This is a genomic window from Streptomyces sp. NPDC020996 (genome assembly GCF_040641355.1).
Classification (GTDB): Bacteria; Actinomycetota; Actinomycetes; order Streptomycetales; family Streptomycetaceae; genus Streptomyces.
Genome location: NZ_JBFADM010000017.1, coordinates 90642 through 114091 on the forward strand (window position 1 = coordinate 90642; position 23450 = coordinate 114091).

Genomic DNA, 23450 nt, shown 5'->3' on the forward strand with positions numbered 1-23450 from the left:
CGGTGCGTACCGGGAACTACGCACCAGCTTGGTAGGAGCTGTGCCGCTTCTCCGCAGATCAGCGCACCCGCCCTCGTCAGGACGCATCAGCGGCAACTGACGGGTAAGTGCAAATTATTTGGGATGCCCCGGAATCGGAACACAGCGGCACTCCCGCTCGTTGTCATTACGTGAGCACGACACAGACACCACCTGTTCTCGCCGCAGAGCTGGCAGAGGCGTGGGCCGACATTCAGCGGTACCACCCCGAACTGCCCGATCTGGCCGCGCCCGAGTCCCTGATCGGAGAGTCGTCGTCCGCGTGCGGTCACGAGCTCTCCTTCGAGCGACTGCTGCATGAGGCAGTCCATGGCATCGCCGCCGCGCGCGGCGTGCGCGACACCTCCCGCGCCGGCCGCTACCACAACCGCAGATTCCTCGCCATCGCCGAGGAGCTGGGCCTGGACCACCCCGAGGAACCGCACCCCAGCAGCGGTTTCTCGCTGGTCACGCTCAGCCCCGAGGCCAAGAGCCGCTACCGTCCGACGATCGAGCGGCTGCAACGCGCCCTGAAGGCCCACACGGCCGCCACCTCCGCCGACACCTCCCGCACCTTCCGCGGCCCGGCCGCCCGCCACGGCTCCTCCGGGGGCGGCGTGCGGGTCAAGGCCGTCTGCGACTGCGGGCGCAACGTACGGGTCGTCCCGTCCGTGCTGGCCCAGGCGCCGATCGTGTGCGGCGGCTGCGGGAAGCCGTTCCGGATCCCCGAGGTCGCGGGAGCGGCGTAACCGCCCGGCGGGTCGTACCGGCATCTCGTGGCTGCCGGTACGGCGCGCGGCACGAGGGGGCGCCGCCCTCCTCGGCGCCCCCTCGCCACGCCGGCCGCGCATCCGGTGACCCCACCTCAGCGCCGGATGCCGACCAGGCGTGCCCGGGGACGGGCCAGGCCTCCCCCGGAGGAAGGGACCCGCCGGGTATGGCACAATGGCTAGCTGTACTCGACAGCCGCACAGGACCCCTCTCTCCTCCGGCTGACGCGTCCATCGGGCACTCGGGTACCGCAACCCCACGCGGCCGTCTCGCCGTGCCCAACCACGTCAAATCCAGGAGAACCCACTCCCGTGGCAGTCAAGATCAAGCTGAAGCGTCTGGGCAAGATCCGTTCGCCTCACTACCGCATCGTCGTCGCCGACTCCCGTACCCGTCGTGACGGTCGTGCGATCGAGGAGATCGGCCTGTACCACCCGGTGCAGAACCCCTCGCGCATCGAGGTCGACGCCGAGCGCGTGGCGTACTGGCTCTCCGTCGGCGCCCAGCCGACCGAGCCCGTTCTCGCCATCCTGAAGAAGACCGGCGACTGGCAGAAGTTCAAGGGCGAGCCCGCCCCGGCTCCGCTGCTGCAGCCGGCCGAGAAGGCCACGCGTCCGTCGTTCGAGGCCCTCGGTGGCGAAGACGAGGGCAAGGGTGAGGCCATCACCCAGAAGAAGAAGGCTGAGAAGAAGGACGAGGCAGCCGCTGCGTCCTCTTCGTCTGAGTCGACCGAGGCCTGAGCATGCTCGAGGAGGCTCTCGAGCACCTCGTGAAGGGCATCGTCGACAACCCTGACGATGTGCAGGTCGCCTCGCGCAACCTGCGCCGCGGGCGCGTGCTCGAGGTCCGGGTCCACCCGGACGACCTCGGCAAGGTGATCGGCCGCAACGGCCGCACCGCACGCGCTCTGCGCACCGTCGTGGGCGCCATCGGCGGCCGCGGTGTCCGCGTCGACCTCGTCGACGTCGACCACGTCCGCTGACGCCGAAACGCAGCACGCAGCACCGGCTCGGGCCGGCCCGGCGGATCAGGTCGCAGGGAACCGACGGTTCCTCTTCAATGCACGTGAGCGGGGCCTGGTGCGTCCGGCTGCAAGGCGGAGGAGGGAGTCGACGCGGAGCGTCGGCGACTGACGACAACGCCGCAGACGGGCATGCCAGGCCCCGCGTCTGCGACAGGATCCGCAGGGTCGGTCTGAGGGCCGGGGAGGGCCAGTGAGCCGTCCCCGGCCCGTAGTCGTATGACAGGAGATTCATACAAGTGCAGCTGGTAGTCGCGCGGATCGGCCGCGCCCACGGCATCAAGGGCGAGGTCACCGTCGAGGTCCGTACCGACGAGCCGGAGCTGCGGCTCGCGCCCGGCGCCGTCCTGTTCACGGATCCCGCCTCGGTGGGACCGCTCACCATCGAGACCGGCCGCGTGCACAGCGGCCGCCTGCTCCTGCGCTTCGAGGGCGTCGCCGACCGCAACGCCGCCGAGGCCCTGCGCAACACCCTCCTGATCGCCGAGATCGACCCGGAGGAGCTGCCCGAGGAGGAGGACGAGTACTACGACCACCAGCTCATCGACCTCGACGTCGTGACGAAGGACGGCGTGGAGGTGGGCCGGATCACCGAGATCTCGCACCTGCCCTCGCAGGACCTGTTCATCGTGGAGCGGCCCGACGGCAGCGAGGTGATGATCCCGTTCGTCCAGGAGATCGTCACCGAGATCGACCTCGAGGAGCAGAAGGCCGTCATCGACCCGCCCCCCGGCCTGATCGACGACCGGGCGGAGACCGCCTCCAGCAGGGACGACAGCGCATGAGACTCGACGTCGTCACGATCTTCCCCGAGTACCTCGAACCCCTGAACGTCTCCCTGGTCGGCAAGGCACGCGCGCGCGGACAGCTGGACGTGCACGTCCACGACCTGCGCTCCTGGACCTACGACCGCCACAACACCGTGGACGACACCCCGTACGGCGGCGGCCCCGGCATGGTCATGAAGACCGAGCCCTGGGGGGACGCCCTCGACGAGATCCTCGCCGACGGCTACGAGACGGGTTCCCGCGCGCCCGCCCTGATCGTCCCCACCCCCAGCGGCCGGCCCTTCACCCAGGAACTCGCCGTCGAACTCTCCGAGCGCCCCTGGCTGATCTTCACCCCGGCCCGCTACGAGGGCATCGACCGCCGCGTCGTCGACGAGTACGCGACCCGCGTGCCCGTCTACGAGGTGTCCATCGGCGACTACGTCCTCGCCGGCGGCGAGGCGGCCGTCCTCGTCGTCACCGAGGCGGTGGCCCGGCTGCTGCCCGGCGTCCTCGGCAACGCCGAGTCCCACCGCGACGACTCCTTCGCCCCCGGCGCCATGGCCAACCTCCTCGAAGGCCCCGTCTACACCAAGCCGCCCGAGTGGCGCGGCCGCCCCATCCCCGACGTGCTGCTCAGCGGCCACCACGGGAAGATCGCGCGCTGGCGCCGCGACGAGGCCCTGCGGCGCACCACGGCCAACCGGCCCGACCTCATCGAACGGTGCGAGCCGAAGGCCTTCGACAAGAAGGACCGCGAGATGCTGTCGATCCTGGGCTGGTCACCCGACCCGGCGGGGGAGCCGTACGGCCGATTTTGGCGCAGGCCTCAGGGCGTGGAAGAATAGGCCGCTGCTGTGCGCCGTCCGGTGTGGCGCCCCTGCCACAGGGGGACACGACGCCCGCCCCGACCGCGCACGGCTCCGTTCCGAAATCCCCGTTCCCGTTGATGACCTGTGGCATCAGCGAAGAAAGCAGACGAAATGTCTCACCTGCTCGACACCGTCGACGCCGCGTCGCTGCGCAGCGACATCCCGGCCTTCCGCCCGGGTGACACCGTCAACGTCCACGTCCGCGTCATCGAGGGCAACCGCTCCCGTGTGCAGCAGTTCAAGGGCGTGGTGATCCGCCGCCAGGGTTCCGGCGTGCGCGAGACCTTCACCGTCCGCAAGGTCTCCTTCTCCGTCGGCGTCGAGCGCACCTTCCCGGTGCACACCCCGATCGTGGAGAAGATCGAGCTCGTCACCCGCGGTGACGTGCGTCGCGCCAAGCTGTACTACCTGCGCGAGCTGCGCGGCAAGGCGGCGAAGATCAAGGAGAAGCGCGACAACTGAGCGCTTCCGGGTGGTCTCAGCGGGGGCGGATAGCATCTGACCCCGATGGACACCGAAGCACAGCCGACGGAGCGCGACCGCTCCTCACGCCCTTCCGATTCCGAGGAGACCTCGGACACCGGAGCGCGCGAGGGGCGGTCGCGTTCGTCGTGGGCGGCGCGGATCACCGACTGGCTGCCCGGCGGGCGGATCACCCTGACCCTGCTGGTCTGCCTGGCGTTCCTGCTGCTCCTCAGCATGTTCGTGGCGCAGCCTTTCCAGATTCCCAGCGCATCCATGGAACAGGGATTGAGGATCGGGGACCGCGTTCTCGTAAATAAGTTGGCGTACCGTTTCGGTGCCGAGCCGCGGCGGGGCGATGTGGTCGTGTTCGACGGAACCGGGTATTTCGGGGACGCCGACTACATCAAGCGCGTTGTCGGTGTGGGGGGAGACCACGTGGTCTGCTGCGACGAGGAGGGCAGGATCGAGGTGAACGGCCGGTCGGTCGACGAGTCGGACTTCCTGTACCCCGGTGACAGTCCGTCCACGGTGCCCTTCGACGTCGTCGTGCCCGACGGCACTCTCTTCGTCCTCGGCGACCACCGCGGCGACTCCGCCGACTCCCGCGACCACCTGGGTTCGCCCGGCGGCGGCATGATCCCCGTCGGCCGGGTCGTCGGCCGCGCGGACTGGATCGTGTGGCCGTCCGCCCACTGGGCCCGGCTGCACCGCCCCAGCGCCTACGCGCGCGTGCCCGCGACGGGCGGTGCCCATGGGTAACCGCGGCAAACCGCGCCGCACGGGGCCGAGCAGCCCCTTCGGCGCCGAGGACCTGCTGCCCACCGGCACCCGCCGCACCTCCGCCCCGTCCGCCGGCGGCCGCAGCCGCGCCGAGCGGCGCAAGCTGCAGCGCAAGGTGAAGCGGAAGCGCAGGCGCGGCGCGGTCAAGGAGATACCGCTCCTCGTCGGCGTCGCCGTCCTCATCGCCCTGGTCCTGAAGACCTTCCTGGTCCAGGCGTTCGTGATCCCGTCCGGCTCCATGGAGCAGACGATCCGCATCGGCGACCGCGTCCTGGTGGACAAGTTCACGCCATGGTTCGGCTCCAAGCCCCAGCGCGGGGACGTCGTCGTCTTCAAGGACCCCGGCGGCTGGCTCCAGGACGAGCAGACCACGACGAAGAAGGACGACCCCGTCGTCGTCAAGCAGGTCAAGGAGGGACTGACCTTCATCGGCCTGCTGCCGTCCGCCGACGAGAAGGACCTCATCAAGAGGGTCGTCGGCGTGGGCGGCGACCACGTCAAGTGCTGCGACAGCCAGGGGCGCGTCACCGTCAACGGCGTGCCGCTGAACGAGGGCGACTACCTGTACCCCGGGAACACCCCGTCCGACCAGCAGTTCGACATCACCGTCCCGCAGGGGCGGCTGTGGGTGATGGGCGACCACCGGGCCAACTCCGCGGACTCCCGGGCGCACCAGGACACCGACTACGGCGGCACGGTCTCCGAGGACTCGGTGGTGGGCCGGGCCATGGTCATCGCCTGGCCGTTCGGTCACTGGACCACCTTGAAAGAACCTAAAACTTTCGCTTCGGTGTCCGACTCGGTGTCGGGGACGACTGCGTCCTCCCGGCTGTCGCATAGGGTTGCCTCCGACGAATCGAACGGAACGATCCGACTCCCGAGCCCTGCGGAACTCCCGCTCGTTATGGGAGTAGTGGGCCTGCGCCGCGTATGGGGCAGGCGGCGGCAGAGAGTAAGGAGTTGGCGTGGGGGATGTGGCGGTTGGCGCACGGTCCGGACACGACGGCGAGGAGCACCGCGGACGCCCAGCGGAATCAGCCGTCCCGGCCGCGGACGGCGCCGTGACCTCCGGGAGTGACGCCGCGGCGGACCAGGGCGGCCCCACGGACGAGCCCGCCGGCGAGCAGGGCTCCGGGCCGCGGGACGACGGGCCGGGCGACTCGACCCCCAGGCAGCGGAAGCAGCGTTCCTTCTGGAAGGAGCTGCCCATCCTGATCGGCATTGCGCTGGTGCTCGCGCTGCTGATCAAGACGTTCCTGGTGCAGGCGTTCTCGATCCCGTCCGACTCGATGCAGAACACCCTCCAGCAGGGGGACCGCGTCCTCGTCGACAAGCTGACGCCCTGGTTCGGTTCCGAGCCCGAGCGCGGCGAGGTCGTCGTCTTCCACGACCCCGACAACTGGCTGGCGGGCGAGCCCACGCCCAACCCGAACGCGCTGCAGAAGGTGCTCAGCTGGATCGGCCTGATGCCGTCCGCCGAGGAGAAGGACCTCATCAAGCGCGTCATCGGCGTCGGCGGCGACACGATCTCCTGCAAGGGCAGCGGCCCGGTGAAGGTCAACGGCAAGGCGCTGAACGAGACGTCGTTCGTCTACGCGGGCAACACGCCCTGCAGCGTCGACGACCAGGGCGGCCAGTTCACGGTGAAGGTCCCCAAGGGCTACATCTGGGTCATGGGCGACCACCGCCAGAACTCGCGCGACTCCCGCTACAACCGGGACGACAAGCACAACGGCATGGTGCCGGTGAGCAAGGTCGTCGGCCGTGCCGTCGTGATCGCCTGGCCGATCAACCGCTGGGACACCCTCCCGGTCCCGGACACCTTCGACCAGCCGGGCCTGAACGACCGGTCGTCGGCGTCCCGCGCCCTGACGGCCGCCCCGGACGCGCTGGCGCTGGCCGGTGCGGTGCCGCTGGTGCCGTGGCGGCGCCGGCGCGGCGCGGCGGCCGGGAACGGCTGAGTCCCGCCCGGTGCGCCCCCGCCCGCCGAGAACGGCTGAGGCCCGCCCGACGTGCCCCGGCCGCCGTGTGAAACCCCGGGGGAGCTTGTGACCGTGCTCGTTCCACAAGGGCTGACCGGGTCAGGTACCGCCGGGTAGGGTGCGGACCCATGGGTGGCGAGAGCACGACGCGTACGGCCCCGCGCAGCGGCGGCACAGGCACCGGCCCGGCGGCCGGCAGGACCGGACAGCGACTGTCCGGGCTGGCCGTCGCGCTGGGCATTGTGCTGTTCCTCGGAGGGTTCGCCTGGGGAGCGGTGGTCTACCGCCCCTACACGGTTCCCACCAGTTCGATGTCGCCGACGATCGACGCCGGGGACCGGGTGCTGGCGCAGCGGATCGACGGCGGTGAGGTCCGCCGGGGCGACGTCGTCGTCTTCAAGGACAAGAGCTGGGTCACCAACGCCGCCGTGGTCAAGCGCGTGGTCGCGGTCGGCGGCGACAAGGTCTCCTGCTGCACGGACGGCAAGCTGACCGTCAACGGCAAGCAGATCGACGAGCCGTACCTGCCCGCGGGCAGCCTGGCCGAGATCAAGAACTTCCCCAGTGTCACCGTCCCCAAGGGCCGGCTGTTCCTGCTCGGCGACGAGCGGCAGGGCTCCCTCGACTCCACCGCCCACCTCACGGACGCCGCGGGCGGCACGGTCGCGCGTGGTGCCGTGACGGCCCGTGTCGACGCCGTGGTCTGGCCGATGGGCGGCATGCTGAAGAAGCCGACCGGGTTCGAGGCGCTCGGCGCGCTGTCCTCGCCGGGTCCGCTGCGCACGATCGTCACCATGATCGTCGTCGGCGCGGTGCTCGTCCTCGGCGGCGGCGCGTACGGGCCCGTCGCCAAGCGGCTGGGGGGCCGTCGCTCCCGTACCGGGACGGAGCCCGTGGGTGTCCGCTGAGGAATCCGGTCCGGACGGGCTGCGCAAGGTGGCCCGCGTGGTCCTGCTCGACCCGCACGACCGCATCCTGCTGCTGCACGGTCACGAGCCGGACGATCCGGCCGACGACTGGTGGTTCACGCCCGGCGGCGGTCTGGAGGGCGCCGAGACTCGTGAGGAGGCCGCTCTCAGGGAACTCGCCGAGGAGACCGGCATCACCGAGGTGGAACTCGGGCCGGTGCTGTGGCGGCGGACGTGCTCGTTCCCGTTCGCGGGCCGTCGCTGGGACCAGGACGAGTGGTACTACCTGGCCCGTACGAGCCAGACCGTGATCGAGGCCGCGGCCCTCACGGAGCTGGAGCGGCGCAGCGTCGCCGGAGCGCGCTGGTGGACGTGTCAGGAACTGACCCGGGCACATGAGACGGTGTATCCGACCAGACTCGCCGAGCTGCTGCGCAGGCTGCTCGACGAAGGTCCCCCGGCCGGGCCCGTGACCCTGGACACCGAAATCGTCTAGGGGCTGGCGGGACTGGCGCACAATGGTGGGATCGCACGGCTGAAGGGGAACATGCCATGAGCGCCGAGGACCTCGAGAAGTACGAGACCGAGATGGAGCTGAAGCTCTACCGGGAGTACCGCGATGTCGTCGGTCTGTTCAAATACGTGATCGAGACCGAGCGGCGCTTCTACCTGACCAACGACTACGAGATGCAGGTGCACTCGGTCCAGGGCGAGGTGTTCTTCGAGGTGTCGATGGCGGATGCCTGGGTGTGGGACATGTACCGGCCGGCTCGCTTCGTGAAGCAGGTCCGCGTCCTCACGTTCAAGGACGTGAACATCGAGGAGCTGAACAAGAGCGACCTGGAGCTTCCCGGCGGGTGACGGAGTTGTCCACAACCGGTGAGTAGTCCACCGGCCGCAACACGGTCGGGCCGGATGCGTGACGGTTGGCGCCGGAGGTGGTGCCGACATGAACGCACGAGGCGCGCTCGGCAGGTACGGCGAGGAACTCGCCGCGCGAAGGCTGGCCGAGGCCGGGATGACCGTTGTGGAACGCAACTGGCGGTGCGGCCGGACGGGTGAGATCGACATCGTGGCCCGGGACGGCGACGTCCTGGTGATCTGCGAGGTCAAGACCCGCCGGGCGGGCTCCTTCGAGCATCCGATGGCCGCGGTCACCGCGGCCAAGAGCGACCGGCTGCGCGGGCTGGCGGAGCGCTGGGCGCAGGAGCACGGAGGCGCCCCACCGGGAGGAGTCCGCATCGACCTGATCGGCGTCCTGCTCCCCGACCGCGGCGCCGCCGTGGTCGAGCACGCCCGGGGGGTGGCGTGATGGGGTTCGCCCGCACGTGCTCGGTGGCGCTGGTCGGCGTCGAGGGCGTGCTGGTAGAGGTCCAGGCCGATCTCGAACCGGGCGTGGCGGCGTTCACGCTGGTGGGCCTGCCGGACAAGAGCCTGTCGGAGAGCCGGGACCGGGTACGGGCGGCCGTGGTCAACTCGGGCGGCGAGTGGCCGCAGAAGAAACTCACGGTCGGACTCAGCCCGGCCTCGGTGCCCAAGGCCGGCAGCGGTTTCGACCTCGCCGTGGCGTGCGCGGTGCTCGGCGCCGCCGAGCGGATCGACCCGCGGGTGCTCGCCGACATCGTGATGATCGGGGAGCTGGGGCTCGACGGACGGGTACGACCGGTGCGGGGCATCCTCCCGGCGGTGCTGGCCGCGGCGGACGCCGGCTACGAGCAGGTGGTCGTGCCGGAGTGCGCCGCCGCCGAGGCGTCCCTGGTGCCCGGCGTGTCCGTCCTCGGAGTGCGCACCCTGCGGCAGCTGATCGCCGTCCTGGCCGACGAACCCGTGCCCGAGGAGGAACCGGACGAGCAGGGCCGCCCGGACCCGCTGCTCGCGGGTCTGCGGGTGCCGGGCGCCGGCGCGGCCACCGGGAGTCCCGGCGCGGGCGCCGCACCGCACGACCCGGGCCACGACCTGGCCGACGTGGTGGGGCAGCTCTCGGCGAGGACGGCGGTGGAGGTGGCCGCGGCGGGCGGCCACCACCTGTTCCTCGAAGGGCCGCCGGGCGCCGGGAAGACGATGCTGGCGGAGCGGCTGCCCGCCGTGCTGCCCCGGCTCACCCGCCAGGAGTCCCTGGAGGTCACCGCGGTGCACTCGGTGGCCGGGCTGCTGCCGCCGGGCAGACCCCTGATCGACGCGGCCCCCTACTGCGCCCCGCACCACTCGGCGACCATGCAGGCGCTGGTGGGAGGCGGCCCCAACACCGCCCGGCCCGGCGCCGTGTCGCTGTCCCACCGGGGCGTCCTGTTCCTGGACGAGACACCCGAGTTCAGCAGCAAGGCCCTCGACGCGCTGCGGCAGCCCCTGGAGGCCGGGCACGTGGTGATCGCCCGCAGCGCCGGTGTGGTGCGGTTCCCGGCGAAGTTCCTCATGGTGCTCGCGGCCAATCCCTGTCCGTGCGGCCGCTTCTCGCGGACCGACGACTTCTGCGAGTGTCCGCCCTCGGTGATCCGCCGCTACCAGGCCCGGCTGTCCGGACCGCTGCTCGACCGCGTCGACCTGCGGGTCGAGGTCGACCGCGTCACTCGCGCCGAGCTGACCGGGCACGGCGCCCGGGGCGAGACCACGGCGACGGTCGCCGACCGGGTGCGGGCGGCCAGGGAGCGGGCGGCGGCCCGGCTCGCGGGCACCCCGTGGCGCACCAACGGCGAGGTGCCCGGCCGTGAACTGCGCGGCCGCTGGCAGGCCGCGGCGGGCGCGATGGACGAGGCGGAACGCCACCTGGAGCGCGGCGTCCTGACCGCACGCGGCATCGACCGCGTGCTGCGGGTCGCCTGGACCGTCGCCGACCTGGCCGGCCGCGACCGGCCCGACGCGACGGATGTCGCCCTGGCACTGCAACTGCGCACCGGCGTGCCCCGAGGGGTGCCCATGGCGATCGGGGCACTGACATGAACAACAGCACCAGCGGCCCCGTCGCCCCCGTCGGCCCCGCCGGCCGCGACCGGCACGACGACCGGAACCGCGACGGCGACGACCGCGCCTGGGACCGCGACAGCGGCAACCGCGACGACCGCGACCGGGATCGCGACGATCGCGACCGGGATCGCGACGATCGCGACCGCGACGATCGCGTTGGGAACCGTGACAGCGGCGACCGCGACCGTGAGCTGCTCGCCCGTGTCTTCCTCGCCCGTGTCGCCGAGCCGGGCGACGAGGCCGTCGGACGCTCGGTGCGGGAGCACGGGGTGTGCGAGGTCGCCCGGCGCCTGGCGGGGGACCACGCGCCCCTGCCGGGGATCAGCCGGCGGCGGTGGGACGGGCTGCGGGCCCGGGCCGAGCGTGCCGACGCCCGGCGGGACCTCGCTCTGGCCGGTGACGCGGGGGCGCGGTTCGTGGCGCCCGGGGACGTGGAATGGCCGGGGCAGCTCGACGACCTGGGGGACGCGCGGCCCCTGGGCCTGTGGGTGCGGGGACGGCCCAGCCTGCGGATGTGGGCGCTCAGATCGGTCGCCCTCGTGGGCGCCCGCGCCTGCACCGAGTACGGCGCGCACATGGCCGCCGACCTCGCCGCGGGCCTCGCCGAACGCGGCTGGGTGGTGGTCTCCGGCGGCGCCTACGGAGTCGACGGCGCCGCCCACCGCGGCGCGCTCGGCGCCGGCGGCGCCACCGTCGCCGTACTCGCCTGCGGGGTCGACCGGCCCTACCCCCGCGGCCACACCGCGCTGATCACCAGGATCGCGGAGCAGGGACTCGTGATCGGGGAGCTGCCGCCCGGCGACCACCCGACGCCGAGCAGGTTCATCGTGCGCAACAGGGTGATCGCCGCGCTGACCCGGGGCACCGTGGTCGTCGAGGCCGCCTGCCGCAGCGGCTCGCTGGCCACGGCGCGGGCCGCGCTGCGCCTGGGCCGCCACACGATGGGCGTCCCGGGGCCGGCCACCAGCAGCCTCTCCGCGGGCGTGCACGAACTGCTGCGCTCGGAGGCGGTACTGGTCACCGATGCCGCGGAGGTCGTCGAACTGGTCGGCGACATGGGAGAACTGGCACCCGCGCGCCACGGCCCCGTGCTGCCCCGCGACCTCCTCGAACCCGCGGCCCGCCGTGTCCTCGCCGCGCTGCCCGGCCGCGGCGCCGCGCCGCCCGGCGAGATCGCGCGCGGCGCGCAGACCACGCAGGACGACGCCATCGCGAGACTGTACGAACTCCGATCACTCGGTTACGTCGAACGACACGGCGATGGCTGGAAGTTGACACGCCAGGCGATGATCTCGGTCCGCGCGGACCCCGGCCGGTGCTGACCGAGCGTGTTCGGCCGTCCGGGGGAGGCCGGACACCGGTGGAAATTCCCGCAGTTGGCCCGCCGTGCCGATCACGCAGAGCGATCAGTGTGACGCCGGGCGTGCCTCACGGAACGTATCTGCGGACGCGTGGCACTCCACCCTTCGCGCACCGCGACGCCGCAGTCACGCTACGCTCACGAGGATTCCGGCGCAGACCGGCCATGGCAGGCAATCTCGACACTCGACACCCAAGCGGCAGCTCCCCCAGGCATCCCCACTTCACGGCAGAACGGCACAAGGCGACGAATGCCCCAGCACACCTCCGGGTCCGACCGGGCGGCGATCCCCCCAGCCGCCCGCGACGGTGGCAGCGTGCGGCCGCCCGCTCCCTCGACGCTCGACGAGCTGTGGCGGTCGTACAAGGCGACGGGAGACGAGCGGCTGCGGGAGCAGCTGATCCTGCACTACTCGCCCCTGGTGAAGTACGTGGCGGGCCGGGTGAGCGTCGGTCTGCCGCCCAACGTGGAACAGGCCGACTTCGTCTCCTCCGGGGTCTTCGGGCTCATCGACGCGATCGAGAAGTTCGACGTCGACCGGGAGACCAAGTTCGAGACGTACGCGATCACCCGCATCAGGGGCGCGATGATCGACGAACTGCGGGCGCTCGACTGGATCCCGCGGTCGGTGCGGCAGAAGGCGCGGAACGTGGAGCGGGCGTACGCCGCGCTGGAGGCGCGGCTCAGGCGCACCCCGACCGAGGGGGAGGTGGCCGCCGAACTGGGCGTCACCGTGGAGGAACTCCATTCGGTGTTCAGCCAGTTGTCGCTGGCCAACGTGGTGGCACTGGAGGAGTTGCTGCACGTCGGGGGAGAGGGCGGGGACGGCCTCAGCGTCATGGACACGCTGGAGGACACCGCCGCCGACGACCCCGTGGAGGTCGCCGAGGACCGCGAGCTCAGACGGTTTCTGGCGCGGGCGATCAACACCCTGCCCGAACGTGAGAAGACCGTCGTCACGCTCTACTACTACGAGGGGCTGACGCTCGCCGAGATCGGCAACGTGCTCGGCGTCACCGAGAGCCGGGTCAGCCAGATCCACACCAAGTCGGTGCTGCAGCTGCGGGCGAAGCTGGCGTCCTTCGGCCGCTGAACGACGCGTCACTCCCGCCCGCGGCGGCGCGTCCGTAAAGTGGTCGACGTGCCAAGGATTCGAGCGGCCTCCGTGGCCGAGCACAGGTCGATGCAGCGAGCCGCCCTGCTGGACGCGGCCCGGTCGCTGCTGTCCGAGGGCGGGACGGAGGCGCTGACCTTCCCGGCCCTCGCCGAGCGCACCGGCCTCGCGCGGTCGTCGGTGTACGAGTACTTCCGCTCGCGCGCCGCGGTCGTCGAGGAGCTGTGCGAGGTCGACTTCCCCGTCTGGGCGGCCGAGGTCGCCGCGGCGATGGAGCTCGAGCGCACGCCCGAGGCCAAGGTCGAGGCGTATGTGCGTCGGCAGCTGGCGCTGGTGGGGGACCGGCGTCACCGGGCCGTGGTCGCGATCTCGGCGAGCGAACTCGACGCCGGCGCCCGGGAGAAGATCCGGGCCGCGCACGGCGGCCTCGTCGCGCTGATCGTCGAGGCCCTCGGCGAGATGGGCCACGCCGAGCCGCGGCTGGCCGCGATGCTGCTCCAGGGCGTCGTGGACGCGGCCGTACGGCGGATCGAGCTGGGGGCGGCCGAGGACCCGGCGGCGATCACGGAGGCGGCCGTGGCGATGGCACTGCGCGGCGTACGCGGCTGACCCGCATGCCCCGCGGCGACGGCGGCGGACGGAGCGCGGACGGCGCGGCGGGGCGGCACACGGTCGCCGCAGAGGGACGGTACGCGGTCGCGACGCCGGCGCGGCCCGGTCATGCCTTCACCGCGGTTTGCGATCATGGCGGCGGCTCGGCCACCTCGCGGCAACGGCACACCTCGCGGCATGCGACACAGGCACGCGGCGGCGCACGGGGCAAGCGGCGGGGCACGGGGCAAGCGGCGGGGCACGGGGCATGCGGCGGGGCACGGGGCATGCGGCGGCGCACGGGGCACGGTCGTGGCGCCCGGACAGCAGCGGCCCGGCCCGCGGCAGTGGTTACGTCGTCGGCTACGTCGTCGGCTACGGTCGGCTACGGCAGCGGTACGCCGAGTACCGGCAGCAGGCGGGATGGTCCCCTGCCCAGCAGCCACGGCGGCAGCAGCGACAGCGGGTCGAGATAGGTCCCGCCCCGCAGCAGCCCCCAGTGCACGCACACCACCGCGCAGTGCGCCGCCACCGGCTCCACCGTGCCCACCACCTCGCCCGCCGCCACGTCGTCCCCCGTCCGCACCGACGCCCGCACCGGCTCGTACGTCGTCCGCAGCCCGGTGCCCGCCAGCGCCACGGAGACCACTCCCCGGCCCGCCACCCGGCCCGCGAAGGACACCCGCCCCGCCGCCACCGCCCGTACCGGCGTCCCGGCCGGCGCCGCGAGATCCACGCCCCGGTGACCCGGGCCGTACACCGTGGCCGGGGGTTCCCAGCCGCGCAGCACCGCCGGCCGGTCGCCCACCGGCCATACCCGGGCGAGGGCGGGCACCGGAGGAACCGACCCGTTCGGCCCAACCGGGGCGTCCGCCCATGCCCAGGGCGCCAGGACGGCCGACACCACCCCCAGCAGCACCGCGCCCGCCCGGCCCGTGTCTCGTTTCGCTCGCATGCCGGAACCGTCCCGCACCCCCGTCGGCCGGGGCCGGGACCTGTGGACCACCGCCCGGTTGTGGACAACGGCGTCACCCGGCACCTCGCCGGTCCCGTACACTTCTTCTGGCGATCCGGGTCACCGGGTCGACTTCGCACGCCCCGACACCTGGTGATCACAAGCCGGAGTCAGCGCCCCTCGGTCCCTTGCGGCACGGCGCACGCGGGCGTCAGGCGCGGGAGCCGTCCGGCATCCGCGGCACAACCGAGAACTTCAAGGAGATACGGCCATGGCCGTCGTCACGATGCGGGAGCTGCTGGAGAGCGGCGTCCACTTCGGTCACCAGACCCGTCGCTGGAACCCGAAGATGAAGCGCTTCATCTTCACCGAGCGCAACGGCATCTACATCATCGACCTGCTCCAGTCGCTGTCGTACATCGACCGCGCCTACGAGTTCGTCAAGGAGACCGTCGCCCACGGCGGCACGGTCATGTTCGTCGGCACGAAGAAGCAGGCGCAGGAGGCCATCGCCGAGCAGGCCACCCGCGTCGGCATGCCCTTCGTCAACCAGCGCTGGCTGGGCGGCATGCTCACCAACTTCTCCACCGTCTACAAGCGTCTGCAGCGCCTGAAGGAGCTGGAGCAGATCGACTTCGAGGACGTCGCGTCCTCCGGTCTGACCAAGAAGGAGCTCCTGGTCCTCTCGCGTGAGAAGGCCAAGCTGGAGAAGACCCTCGGCGGTATCCGCGAGATGCAGAAGGTGCCCAGCGCCGTCTGGATCGTGGACACCAAGAAGGAGCACATCGCGGTCGGCGAGGCCCGGAAGCTCAACATCCCGGTCGTCGCGATCCTCGACACCAACTGCGACCCCGACGAGGTCGACTACAAGATCCCGGGCAACGACGACGCCATCCGCTCCGTCACCCTGCTCACCCGTGTGATCGCCGACGCCGTCGCCGAGGGCCTCATCGCCCGTTCCGGCGTCGCCACCGGCGACAAGGGCGAGAAGGCCGCGGGCGAGCCGCTCGCCGAGTGGGAGCGCGACCTGCTCGAGGGCGAGAAGAAGGCGGACGAGGCCGAGAAGCCGGCCGAGGCCGCCGCGGAGGCTCCGGCTGCCGAGGCCCCCGCCGCGGAGGCCGCCGAGGCCCCCGCCGCCGAGGCCGAGCAGGCCTGACCCGTCAGCGTCCGTGGTGACGGCGGGAGCGGTACTGCATCCGGTACGCCTCCGGCGCGGTGAAGACCGCTCCCGCCGTTCACCCGTGGATCAGCGGAGCGTCAGCGGCATCCCTCTTGATGGGTGCCGCGAACCCCGTAGATCTTCGATCTTCCAGACTTCGAGAAAGATTCAGACTCATGGCGAACTACACCGCCGCCGACGTCAAGAAGCTTCGTGAGCTCACCGGCGCCGGCATGATGGACTGCAAGAAGGCGCTGGACGAGGCCGAGGGCAACGTCGACAAGGCCGTCGAGGCGCTGCGCATCAAGGGCCAGAAGGGCGTCGCCAAGCGTGAGGGCCGCTCCGCCGAGAACGGCGCCGTGGTCTCCATCATCGCCGACGACAACTCCTCCGGCGTCCTGGTCGAGCTGAAGTGCGAGACGGACTTCGTCGCCAAGGGCGACAAGTTCCAGGCCGTGGCCAAGGCCATCGCCGAGCACGTGGCCCAGACCTCCCCGGCCGACATCGAGGCCCTGCTCGCCTCCGAGATCGAGGCCGGCAAGACCGTCCAGGCGTTCGTCGACGAGGCCAACGCCAACCTCGGTGAGAAGATCGTCCTGGACCGCTTCGCGCAGTTCGCGGACGGCTACGTGACGGCGTACATGCACCGCACGATGCCCGACCTGCCCCCGCAGATCGGTGTCCTCGTCGAGTTCGACAAGGAGAACGCCGAGGTCGCCAAGGGCGTAGCCCAGCACATCGCCGCCTTCGCGCCGAAGTACCTCTCCAAGGAGGACGTCCCGGCCGAGGTCGTCGAGTCCGAGCGCCGCATCGCCGAGGAGACCACCCGCGCCGAGGGCAAGCCCGAGGCCGCGATCGGCAAGATCGTCGAAGGCCGCCTCAACGGCTTCTTCAAGGACGCCACGCTCCTCGGTCAGCCGTACGCGCTCGACAACAAGAAGTCCGTCCAGAAGGTCCTGGACGAGGCCGGTGTCACCCTGAAGCGCTTCACGCGCATCAAGGTCGGCATCTGAGTCCGTGCCGCGACGGGTACTCGATCCCTATAGGGTCGGTAGCAGTCGTGCGCGTACAGCGTCGAGCACGCGTGCGTGACGGACAGCAGAACTGACGAGGAGGCCATTGCCGAGCAAGGGTTGCGAACCACCCCCACCGGCAGTGGCCTTCTTCGTATGTGCAACACGTGAAAGAGGCGGATCTCGATGACCACCAAGCCCGAGAAGAGCGACGACGGCAAAGTACGCGGCCGGTTTCTGCTGAAGCTGTCCGGAGAGGCCTTCTCCGGCGGCGGGGGCCTGGGCGTCGACCCCGACGTGGTGCACAAGATCGCCCGCGAGATCGCGGCCGTCGTGCGCGACGGCGCGCAGATCGCGGTCGTCATCGGCGGAGGCAACTTCTTCCGCGGCGCCGAACTCCAGCAGCGCGGCATGGACCGGGCCCGCTCGGACTACATGGGCATGCTCGGCACGGTGATGAACTGCCTCGCCCTCCAGGACTTCCTGGAGAAGGAGGGCATCGACAGCCGGGTGCAGACCGCCATCACCATGGGCCAGGTCGCCGAGCCGTACATCCCGCTGCGTGCCGTGCGCCACCTGGAGAAGGGCCGTGTGGTCATCTTCGGCGCCGGTATGGGCATGCCGTACTTCTCCACCGACACCACCGCCGCCCAGCGCGCCCTGGAGATCGACGCCGAGGCGCTGCTGATGGGCAAGAACGGCGTGGACGGGGTCTACGACTCCGACCCGAAGTCCAACCCGGACGCCGTAAAGTTCGACTCCCTCGGCTACGGCGAGGTCATCACGCGCGAGCTCAAGGTCGCCGACGCCACCGCCATCACGCTGTGCCGCGACAACAAGCTCCCCATCCTCGTCTTCGAGCTTCTGGCGGAGGGCAATATCGCCCGCGCCGTCAAGGGTGAGAAGATCGGCACGCTGGTGGGTGACCAAGGCAGCCAGGGCTGAGGAGCCTGACCGGGGGATGGACAATGTCCCGCCGGTCGGGAACCGTTCAGGAAGAAGACGCGACGAAGCCGGCCGCCGCCCCCACCAAGGACGCAGCCGGGCCTACTCAAGACACGCAGGAGCAAGTGGTGATCGAAGAGACCCTCCTCGAGGCCGAGGAGAAGATGGAGAAGGCCGTCGTGGTCGCCAAGGAGGACTTCGCCGCGATCCGCACCGGCCGTGCGCACCCGGCGATGTTCAACAAGATCGTGGCCGACTACTACGGCGCGCCGACGCCGATCAACCAGCTGGCTTCGTTCTCCGTGCCGGAGCCGCGCATGGCCGTGGTGACGCCGTTCGACAAGACCGCGCTGCGCAACATCGAGCAGGCGATCCGCGACTCCGACCTGGGCGTCAACCCGAGCAACGACGGCAACATCATCCGCGTGGTGTTCCCCGAGCTGACCGAGGAGCGCCGCCGCGACTACATCAAGGTCGCCAAGCACAAGGCGGAGGACGCGCGCGTGTCCATCCGCTCGGTGCGCCGCAAGGCCAAGGACGCCATCGACAAGCTGATCAAGGACGGCGAGATCGGCGAGGACGAGGGCCGGCGCGCGGAGAAGGAGCTCGACGACACCACGCACAAGTACGTCGCCCAGGTGGACGAGCTCCTCAAGCACAAGGAAGCAGAGCTGCTCGAGGTCTGATGAACGACTCTTCCTGGGGGGCGCCGCCACAAGCCGGGTACTGGGGGCCCTCCGAGCAGGGGGCTGCCCAGGGGGCTGCCCCGGCGGGTCCCGCGTACGATGCGCCTGAGACGCAGCAGACCCGCCCCATGCCCATCGTGCCCGACGTACCCGCCCATGGCGGACACCAGGATGACGACCGGGGGGCCGCTCGGCTGAGCGGCCCCTTGTTCCGCGACGAGACCACGTCGGCGCAGCCGCGAGCGGCGGCGCCGCAGAATCCGGAGCCCATGCCCGACGCCCCTCAGCCCGCACCCCGGCGGCAGAAGAAGAGCGCGGGGCGCGACCTGAGCGCGGCGATAGGCGTCGGCCTCGGGCTCGGCGTGGTGATCATCGCGTCGCTGTTCGTCGTCAAGGCCGCCTTCGTGGGTGTGATCGCGGCCGCCGTCGTGGTGGGCCTGTGGGAACTGACGAGCCGGCTGGCGGAACGCAAGCAGATCAAGGCGCCCCTGGTGCCGCTCGCGGTCGGCGGCGCGGCGATGGTCGTCGCCGGGTACCTCCGGGGCGCCGAGGGCGCGTGGGTGGCGATGGCGCTCACCTCGCTGGCGGTCCTGGTCTGGCGCATGGCCCAGCCGCCGGAGGGCTATCTCAAGGACGTCACGGCGGGCGTCTTCGCCGCCTTCTACGTGCCGTTCCTGGCGTCGTTCGTCGCGCTGCTGCTGACCGCCGCCGACGGGCCGTGGCGCGTCCTGACGTTCCTGGTGCTGACCGTCGTCAGCGACACCGGCGCCTATGCCGTCGGCTGGCGCTTCGGCACGCACAAGCTGGCCCCGCGCATCAGTCCCGGCAAGACCCGCGAGGGCCTGCTCGGGGCGGTGTCGTTCGCGATGGCGGCGGGCGCGCTGTGCATGCAGTTCCTGATCGACGACGGCACCTGGTGGCAGGGCCTGCTCCTCGGCCTCGCGGTCGCCGTCAGCGCGACCCTGGGCGACCTCGGCGAGTCGATGATCAAGCGGGACCTGGGCATCAAGGACATGGGCACGCTGCTGCCGGGGCACGGCGGCATCATGGACCGGCTGGACTCCCTGCTTCCGACGGCGCCTGTGGTGTGGCTGCTGATGGTGGCCTTCGTCGGGTCCGGCTGACGAGGGCCGGGCGGGTCAGCCTGACAGGGGACCCGTCGGGCCCGCCGCCGCGGGAGTCCGACGGCGTGCTCGCGGGACGGCCGGCCGCCGGCTCGGGCGCCGGGGTGCGCTGGAGGACCACCATGGCCACGTCGTCGGTGAGCGGGCCGTCCACGTGCCGGCGGAGGTCGGCGCGGACCGCGGCCAGCAGGGCGTCCGGAGGCAGGCGGGTCCAGTTCCGCAACCGGTCGGCGAGCGGGTAGAAGTCGCCGGCCGGGCTCCGTGCCTCGGTCACGCCGTCGGTGTAGAGCACCAGGGTGGCGCCCATCGGGAAGTCGGTGGTGTCCACCACCACCTCCCCGCCGTTGAGGTCTTCGAGGCCCAACGGGGGCACCGGCACCGTCGGCTCCAGCGCGGTGACCTCCCCGTCGTGCAGCAGCAGGGGCTCGGGATGCCCCAGGTTCACCAGGCGCATCGGCCCCTCGTCGGGCAGTTCGCACAGGACGGCGGTCACGAACGACTCGTCCGAGTACGCACCGGGACCGCAGGGAGACGCCTCGGCCACGGCGGACATCTCCCGCACGTCCTCCTGGAACCCCGCCGCCAGCTCCCGTACCACCGTCGTGAGCGGGCTGCCGTGCCGGACCGACTGCCGGAAGCCGTTCAGCACCGAACTGACCATGTCCAGCGAGGCCAGTCCCTTGCCCTGCACGTCGCCGAGCAGGAGCCGGGAGCAGTTCCCGTGCCGGGCTATCGCGTACAGGTCCCCGCCGACGGCGGCCTCCTCGTCCGCCGACTCGTACAGCGAGGCCACGTCGAAGGACCCGATCCGGCGCGGCAGCGGATGCAGCAGCACCCGCTGGGTGACCTCCGCGACCCAGCGGGCCTGTGCCAGCTGGCGCTCCCTTTGCACCCGCACGGAGGTGGCGGCCACGGAGGCCGCGATGATCAGGGCGGTGGTGACCAACTGGACCAGGAAGTTCTCGGTGCCCAGCTGCTGGTTGGACCAGGAGGCCAGGACCACGCACGGCAGCGTCATCGCGGACACTCCGAGCACCCCCGCCGGAGCGCAGAACGCCGCCGCGAACGCGGGCGCCGCCACCATCAGCGGTCCCAGACGGATGGAGGGCGTGTTGATCACGTCGATCACCAGGAGAACCAAGGGGAAGAGCGAGATCCCCACCGCGGGGGGCACGAGCCACCGACGGGTGCCGCCGCGTGACCGCCTGCCGAGGACCTTCCGCATTACGCCCACCTCCGGCCCCCACGCCCTGGTTGCCATCACGTCCGCCATCACCACGAACCGTCACTTCAAGAAAACGGGCACCGCCCGCAGGAGAAAAGGGGCTTTTGGTCCCCTAAATAGGAAAATGCCCCGCAGCACTTGCCTTTCTCCGCGCACGGGCCGCACGGATGCACGGACGCCGCAGGGATCACGCACCTCCGGACCGGACGGGGGTCCGGCTCCGATCTGCGACACTGGACGCACCATGCCCAAGCCCGGAGAACTCACTTTCGTCGCCCCCCGCGGAGCCAAGAAGCCGCCGCGGCATCTTGCCGATCTCACGCCTGCCGAGCGCAAGGAGGCGGTGGCCGAGATCGGGGAGAAGCCGTTTCGCGCCAAGCAGCTCTCGCAGCACTACTTCGCGCGGTACGCGCACGATCCGGCCGAGTGGACCGACATCCCCGCGGGGTCGCGGGACAGGCTGCGGGAGGCGCTGCTTCCCGAGCTGATGACCGTGGTCCGGCATCTGTCGACCGACCAGGGCACCACCCGGAAGACGCTGTGGCGGCTGTTCGACGGCACGCTCGTGGAGTCGGTGCTGATGCGCTACCCGGACCGGGTGACCATGTGCATCAGCTCGCAGGCGGGGTGCGGGATGAACTGCCCGTTCTGCGCGACCGGGCAGGCGGGGCTGGACCGGAACCTGTCGACCGCCGAGATCGTGCACCAGATCGTCGACGGGATGCGGGCGCTCAGGGACGGGGAGGTCCCCGGCGGGCCGGCGCGGCTGTCCAACATCGTCTTCATGGGCATGGGCGAGCCCCTCGCCAACTACAAGCGGGTCGTCCAGGCGATCCGGGCGCTCACCGACCCCGCCCCGGACGGGCTAGGACTGTCGCAGCGCGGGATCACCGTCTCCACGGTCGGTCTGGTGCCCGCCATCCACCGGTTCGCCGACGAGGGCTTCAAGTGCCGCCTCGCGATCTCGCTGCACGCCCCCGACGACGAACTGCGCGACACCCTCGTCCCCGTCAACACGCGGTGGAAGGTGCGCGAGGTGCTCGACGCCGGGTTCGAGTACGCGGAGAAGTCGGGGCGCCGGCTGTCCATCGAGTACGCGCTGATCCGCGACATCAACGACCAGGCCTGGCGCGGCGACCGGCTCGGGCGGCTGCTCAAGGGCAGGCCGGTGCACGTCAACCTGATCCCGCTCAACCCGACGCCGGGCTCGAAGTGGACCGCCTCCCGGCCCGCGGACGAGAAGGCGTTCGTCGAGGCCATCGCGGCGCACGGGGTGCCGGTGACCATCCGGGACACCCGCGGGCAGGAGATCGACGGGGCGTGCGGTCAGCTGGCCGCCACCGAACGGTAGTCTGACCCCCGTAAGGACTCGTAAGAACATCTTCATATTCCGACAGGGGAGCGCCACAGCGCTGAGAGTGCGGCAACCGGGCCGCAGACCCTCTGAACCTCGCCCAGGTCATTCTGGGTAGGAAGTTCGGTCACCACTCAAGCTGTTGCGCCCTGCCCGGGCACCCCTCACGGGTCCCGGGCAGGGCCGCGTCTCTTCCTGGTCAACCCCAGGAGGAATCCAGTGCACCACAAGACCCTCGTGGCCGTCGCCGCCGGGCTCGGTCTCGTCGCGTTGTCGGCGTGCGGATCGTCCGGCGGCTCCGGCGCGACGGACTCCAGGACCGTCACCCTCGTCAGCCATGACTCGTGGGCCGTCTCCAAGAGCGTGCTCAAGGACTTCGAGAAGTCCTCCGGCTACAAGGTCAAGGTCCTCAAGGACGGCGACGCCGGCCAGGCCGTCAACAAGGCCATCCTGACCAAGGACAACCCGCAGGGCGACGTCTTCTTCGGCGTGGACAACACCCTGCTCTCCCGGGCCCTCGACAACGGGCTGTTCCAGCCGTACCGGGCCAAGGGCTCCGACCAGGTCCTGCCCGAGCACCGGGTCGACCAGGACAAGCACCGGGTCACGCCGGTCGACTACGGCGACATCTGCGTCAACTACGACAAGGCGTACTTCAGCAAGCACAAGCTGGCCCCGCCGGCGTCGTTCGGCGACCTGGTCAAGCCCGCGTACAAGAACCTCCTGGTCACCGAGAACGCCGCCACCTCCTCGCCCGGCCTCGGCTTCCTGCTCGGCACCGCCGCGAAGTACGGCGACGGGGGTACCTCCCGCTCGAGCGCAGCCGAGAGTGGGGGAGGCTGGCAGGGCTACTGGAAGAAGCTCAAGGCCAACGGCGTGAAGGTCGTCGACGGCTGGGAGCAGGCCTACAACGAGGAGTTCTCCGGTTCCGCCGGCGGCCGGAAGGCGGGCGGCGACCGTCCGCTCGTCGTGTCGTACGCCTCCTCGCCGCCCGCCGAGGTCGTCTTCGCCGACCCGAAGCCGACGACCGCGCCGACCGGGGTGTCGTACGGGACCTGCTTCCGGCAGACCGAGTACGCGGGGCTGCTGAGCAACGCGCGGAACGCCGCGGGCGGCAAGGCCCTCATCGACTTCCTGCTCACCGAGAAGTTCCAGCAGGACATGCCGCTGAACATGTTCGTCTACCCGGTGCGCGAGGGCGCGCAGGTGCCGCCGGAGTTCGCCGAGTACGGCAAGCCGGCCGCGGACCCGCAGACCCTGGCCCCCGGCAAGATCGCCGCCGACCGTGACCAGTGGGTCAAGTCGTGGACGTCGCTCGTACTGAAGTAGCGGTCCGCTCCGAGGCAGCGGTCCGCCGCACCCGTGCGGGGAACGCGGCG

26 protein-coding genes and 1 riboswitch are annotated in these 23450 nt (G+C 71.2%); of the genes, 24 read left to right on the forward strand and 2 right to left on the reverse strand.

The features are described 5' to 3' along the window. Window positions 1–170 precede the first annotated feature (170 nt). The 17 genes from AB0G63_RS15150 to AB0G63_RS15230 all read left to right on the forward strand — a co-directional run bounded on the left by AB0G63_RS15150 (window position 171) and on the right by AB0G63_RS15230 (window position 13628). Window positions 171–767, forward strand: coding sequence for a hypothetical protein (locus AB0G63_RS15150; RefSeq protein ID WP_360749821.1), 597 nt, complete (start codon window positions 171–173; stop codon window positions 765–767). Window positions 768–1100: 333 nt separating this feature from the next. After that, entirely contained in the window at window positions 1101–1529 is a 429-nt protein-coding gene (gene rpsP, locus AB0G63_RS15155) for a 30S ribosomal protein S16 (RefSeq protein ID WP_351887286.1), read from the forward strand. Between the two features lie 2 nt (window positions 1530–1531). Beyond that, a complete protein-coding gene (locus AB0G63_RS15160; protein ID WP_003973401.1) occupies window positions 1532–1771 on the forward strand; it encodes an RNA-binding protein in 240 nt (79 codons plus the stop codon). A gap of 278 nt (window positions 1772–2049) precedes the next feature. After that, entirely contained in the window at window positions 2050–2595 is a 546-nt protein-coding gene (rimM, locus tag AB0G63_RS15165; protein ID WP_360749826.1) for a ribosome maturation factor RimM, read from the forward strand. Beyond that, window positions 2592–3425 carry a tRNA (guanosine(37)-N1)-methyltransferase TrmD gene (trmD, locus tag AB0G63_RS15170; RefSeq protein WP_324788876.1) on the forward strand — a complete coding sequence of 278 codons (834 nt, stop codon included), beginning with the start codon at window positions 2592–2594 and terminating at the stop codon, window positions 3423–3425. Before rimM ends, trmD begins: the two co-directional genes overlap by 4 nt. A gap of 135 nt (window positions 3426–3560) precedes the next feature. Next, entirely contained in the window at window positions 3561–3911 is a 351-nt protein-coding gene (gene rplS / locus AB0G63_RS15175; RefSeq protein ID WP_324788877.1) for a 50S ribosomal protein L19, read from the forward strand. A 45-nt stretch (window positions 3912–3956) separates the two neighbouring features. Further along, window positions 3957–4673, forward strand: a complete 717-nt coding sequence (gene lepB, locus AB0G63_RS15180; RefSeq protein WP_360749831.1) for a signal peptidase I — start codon at window positions 3957–3959, stop codon at window positions 4671–4673. After that, a complete protein-coding gene (lepB, locus tag AB0G63_RS15185; RefSeq protein ID WP_360749834.1) occupies window positions 4666–5772 on the forward strand; it encodes a signal peptidase I in 1107 nt (368 codons plus the stop codon). The genes lepB (AB0G63_RS15180) and lepB (AB0G63_RS15185) overlap by 8 nt, the downstream gene beginning before the upstream one ends. Next, complete coding sequence (gene lepB, locus AB0G63_RS15190; protein WP_360749837.1) at window positions 5660–6655, forward strand: signal peptidase I; 996 nt, start codon at window positions 5660–5662, stop codon at window positions 6653–6655. The genes lepB (AB0G63_RS15185) and lepB (AB0G63_RS15190) overlap by 113 nt, the downstream gene beginning before the upstream one ends. Window positions 6656–6804: 149 nt before the next feature. Continuing rightward, the gene (gene lepB, locus AB0G63_RS15195; protein WP_360749840.1) at window positions 6805–7584 is read left to right on the forward strand and encodes a signal peptidase I; all 780 of its coding nucleotides are present in this window, start codon (window positions 6805–6807) and stop codon (window positions 7582–7584) included. Continuing rightward, window positions 7574–8080: an NUDIX hydrolase gene (locus tag AB0G63_RS15200; protein ID WP_360749843.1), complete on the forward strand. Its 507-nt coding sequence runs from the start codon at window positions 7574–7576 to the stop codon at window positions 8078–8080. Before lepB (AB0G63_RS15195) ends, AB0G63_RS15200 begins: the two co-directional genes overlap by 11 nt. A gap of 56 nt (window positions 8081–8136) precedes the next feature. After that, window positions 8137–8445 (forward strand): DUF2469 domain-containing protein, encoded by a 309-nt coding sequence (locus tag AB0G63_RS15205; protein ID WP_003965949.1) that lies wholly within the window; start codon window positions 8137–8139, stop codon window positions 8443–8445. An 88-nt stretch (window positions 8446–8533) separates the two neighbouring features. Then, window positions 8534–8896 (forward strand): YraN family protein, encoded by a 363-nt coding sequence (locus AB0G63_RS15210; protein ID WP_360749846.1) that lies wholly within the window; start codon window positions 8534–8536, stop codon window positions 8894–8896. Next, window positions 8896–10521 (forward strand): YifB family Mg chelatase-like AAA ATPase, encoded by a 1626-nt coding sequence (locus tag AB0G63_RS15215; RefSeq protein ID WP_360749849.1) that lies wholly within the window; start codon window positions 8896–8898, stop codon window positions 10519–10521. Before AB0G63_RS15210 ends, AB0G63_RS15215 begins: the two co-directional genes overlap by 1 nt. After that, window positions 10518–11867: a DNA-processing protein DprA gene (gene dprA / locus AB0G63_RS15220; RefSeq protein WP_360749852.1), complete on the forward strand. Its 1350-nt coding sequence runs from the start codon at window positions 10518–10520 to the stop codon at window positions 11865–11867. The genes AB0G63_RS15215 and dprA overlap by 4 nt, the downstream gene beginning before the upstream one ends. A 288-nt stretch (window positions 11868–12155) precedes the next feature. Continuing rightward, window positions 12156–12998, forward strand: a complete 843-nt coding sequence (gene whiG, locus AB0G63_RS15225) for an RNA polymerase sigma factor WhiG (protein ID WP_360749855.1) — start codon at window positions 12156–12158, stop codon at window positions 12996–12998. 72 nt (window positions 12999–13070) lie between these two features. Continuing rightward, a complete protein-coding gene (locus AB0G63_RS15230; RefSeq protein ID WP_360749929.1) occupies window positions 13071–13628 on the forward strand; it encodes a helix-turn-helix domain-containing protein in 558 nt (185 codons plus the stop codon). A 367-nt stretch (window positions 13629–13995) separates the two neighbouring features. Here AB0G63_RS15230 and AB0G63_RS15235 read toward each other — a convergent pair whose 3' ends face one another. Next, window positions 13996–14565, reverse strand: a complete 570-nt coding sequence (locus AB0G63_RS15235) for a M23 family metallopeptidase (protein ID WP_360749858.1) — start codon at window positions 14563–14565, stop codon at window positions 13996–13998. Between the two features lie 271 nt (window positions 14566–14836). Between AB0G63_RS15235 and rpsB the strand changes: the two genes are divergently transcribed. From rpsB to AB0G63_RS15260, 5 genes are all read left to right on the forward strand, one after another. Next, the gene (gene rpsB, locus AB0G63_RS15240) at window positions 14837–15721 is read left to right on the forward strand and encodes a 30S ribosomal protein S2 (RefSeq protein WP_360749860.1); all 885 of its coding nucleotides are present in this window, start codon (window positions 14837–14839) and stop codon (window positions 15719–15721) included. Between the two features lie 179 nt (window positions 15722–15900). Further along, the gene (gene tsf / locus AB0G63_RS15245) at window positions 15901–16737 is read left to right on the forward strand and encodes a translation elongation factor Ts (protein ID WP_360749863.1); all 837 of its coding nucleotides are present in this window, start codon (window positions 15901–15903) and stop codon (window positions 16735–16737) included. Between the two features lie 186 nt (window positions 16738–16923). Beyond that, on the forward strand, window positions 16924–17682 hold the full coding sequence (gene pyrH / locus AB0G63_RS15250) for a UMP kinase (protein ID WP_360749866.1): 759 nt from the start codon (window positions 16924–16926) through the stop codon (window positions 17680–17682). A gap of 128 nt (window positions 17683–17810) precedes the next feature. After that, window positions 17811–18368: a ribosome recycling factor gene (gene frr, locus AB0G63_RS15255; protein WP_324788892.1), complete on the forward strand. Its 558-nt coding sequence runs from the start codon at window positions 17811–17813 to the stop codon at window positions 18366–18368. Continuing rightward, complete coding sequence (locus AB0G63_RS15260; RefSeq protein ID WP_360749869.1) at window positions 18368–19492, forward strand: phosphatidate cytidylyltransferase; 1125 nt, start codon at window positions 18368–18370, stop codon at window positions 19490–19492. The genes frr and AB0G63_RS15260 overlap by 1 nt, the downstream gene beginning before the upstream one ends. Here the strand turns inward: AB0G63_RS15260 and AB0G63_RS15265 are convergent. Further along, window positions 19413–20717 carry a PP2C family protein-serine/threonine phosphatase gene (locus AB0G63_RS15265; protein ID WP_360749872.1) on the reverse strand — a complete coding sequence of 435 codons (1305 nt, stop codon included), beginning with the start codon at window positions 20715–20717 and terminating at the stop codon, window positions 19413–19415. The two genes, AB0G63_RS15260 and AB0G63_RS15265, sit on opposite strands and share 80 nt — an antisense overlap. A 244-nt stretch (window positions 20718–20961) precedes the next feature. Here AB0G63_RS15265 and rlmN point away from each other — a divergent pair, with 244 nt between their 5' ends. Both rlmN and AB0G63_RS15275 read left to right on the forward strand, forming a co-directional pair. Further along, window positions 20962–22068, forward strand: coding sequence for a 23S rRNA (adenine(2503)-C(2))-methyltransferase RlmN (rlmN, locus tag AB0G63_RS15270; RefSeq protein ID WP_360749875.1), 1107 nt, complete (start codon window positions 20962–20964; stop codon window positions 22066–22068). A 34-nt stretch (window positions 22069–22102) separates the two neighbouring features. Further along, window positions 22103–22210, forward strand: a riboswitch (TPP riboswitch). Between the two features lie 80 nt (window positions 22211–22290). Beyond that, window positions 22291–23400 (forward strand): thiamine ABC transporter substrate-binding protein, encoded by a 1110-nt coding sequence (locus AB0G63_RS15275; protein ID WP_360749878.1) that lies wholly within the window; start codon window positions 22291–22293, stop codon window positions 23398–23400. Window positions 23401–23450 lie beyond the last annotated feature (50 nt).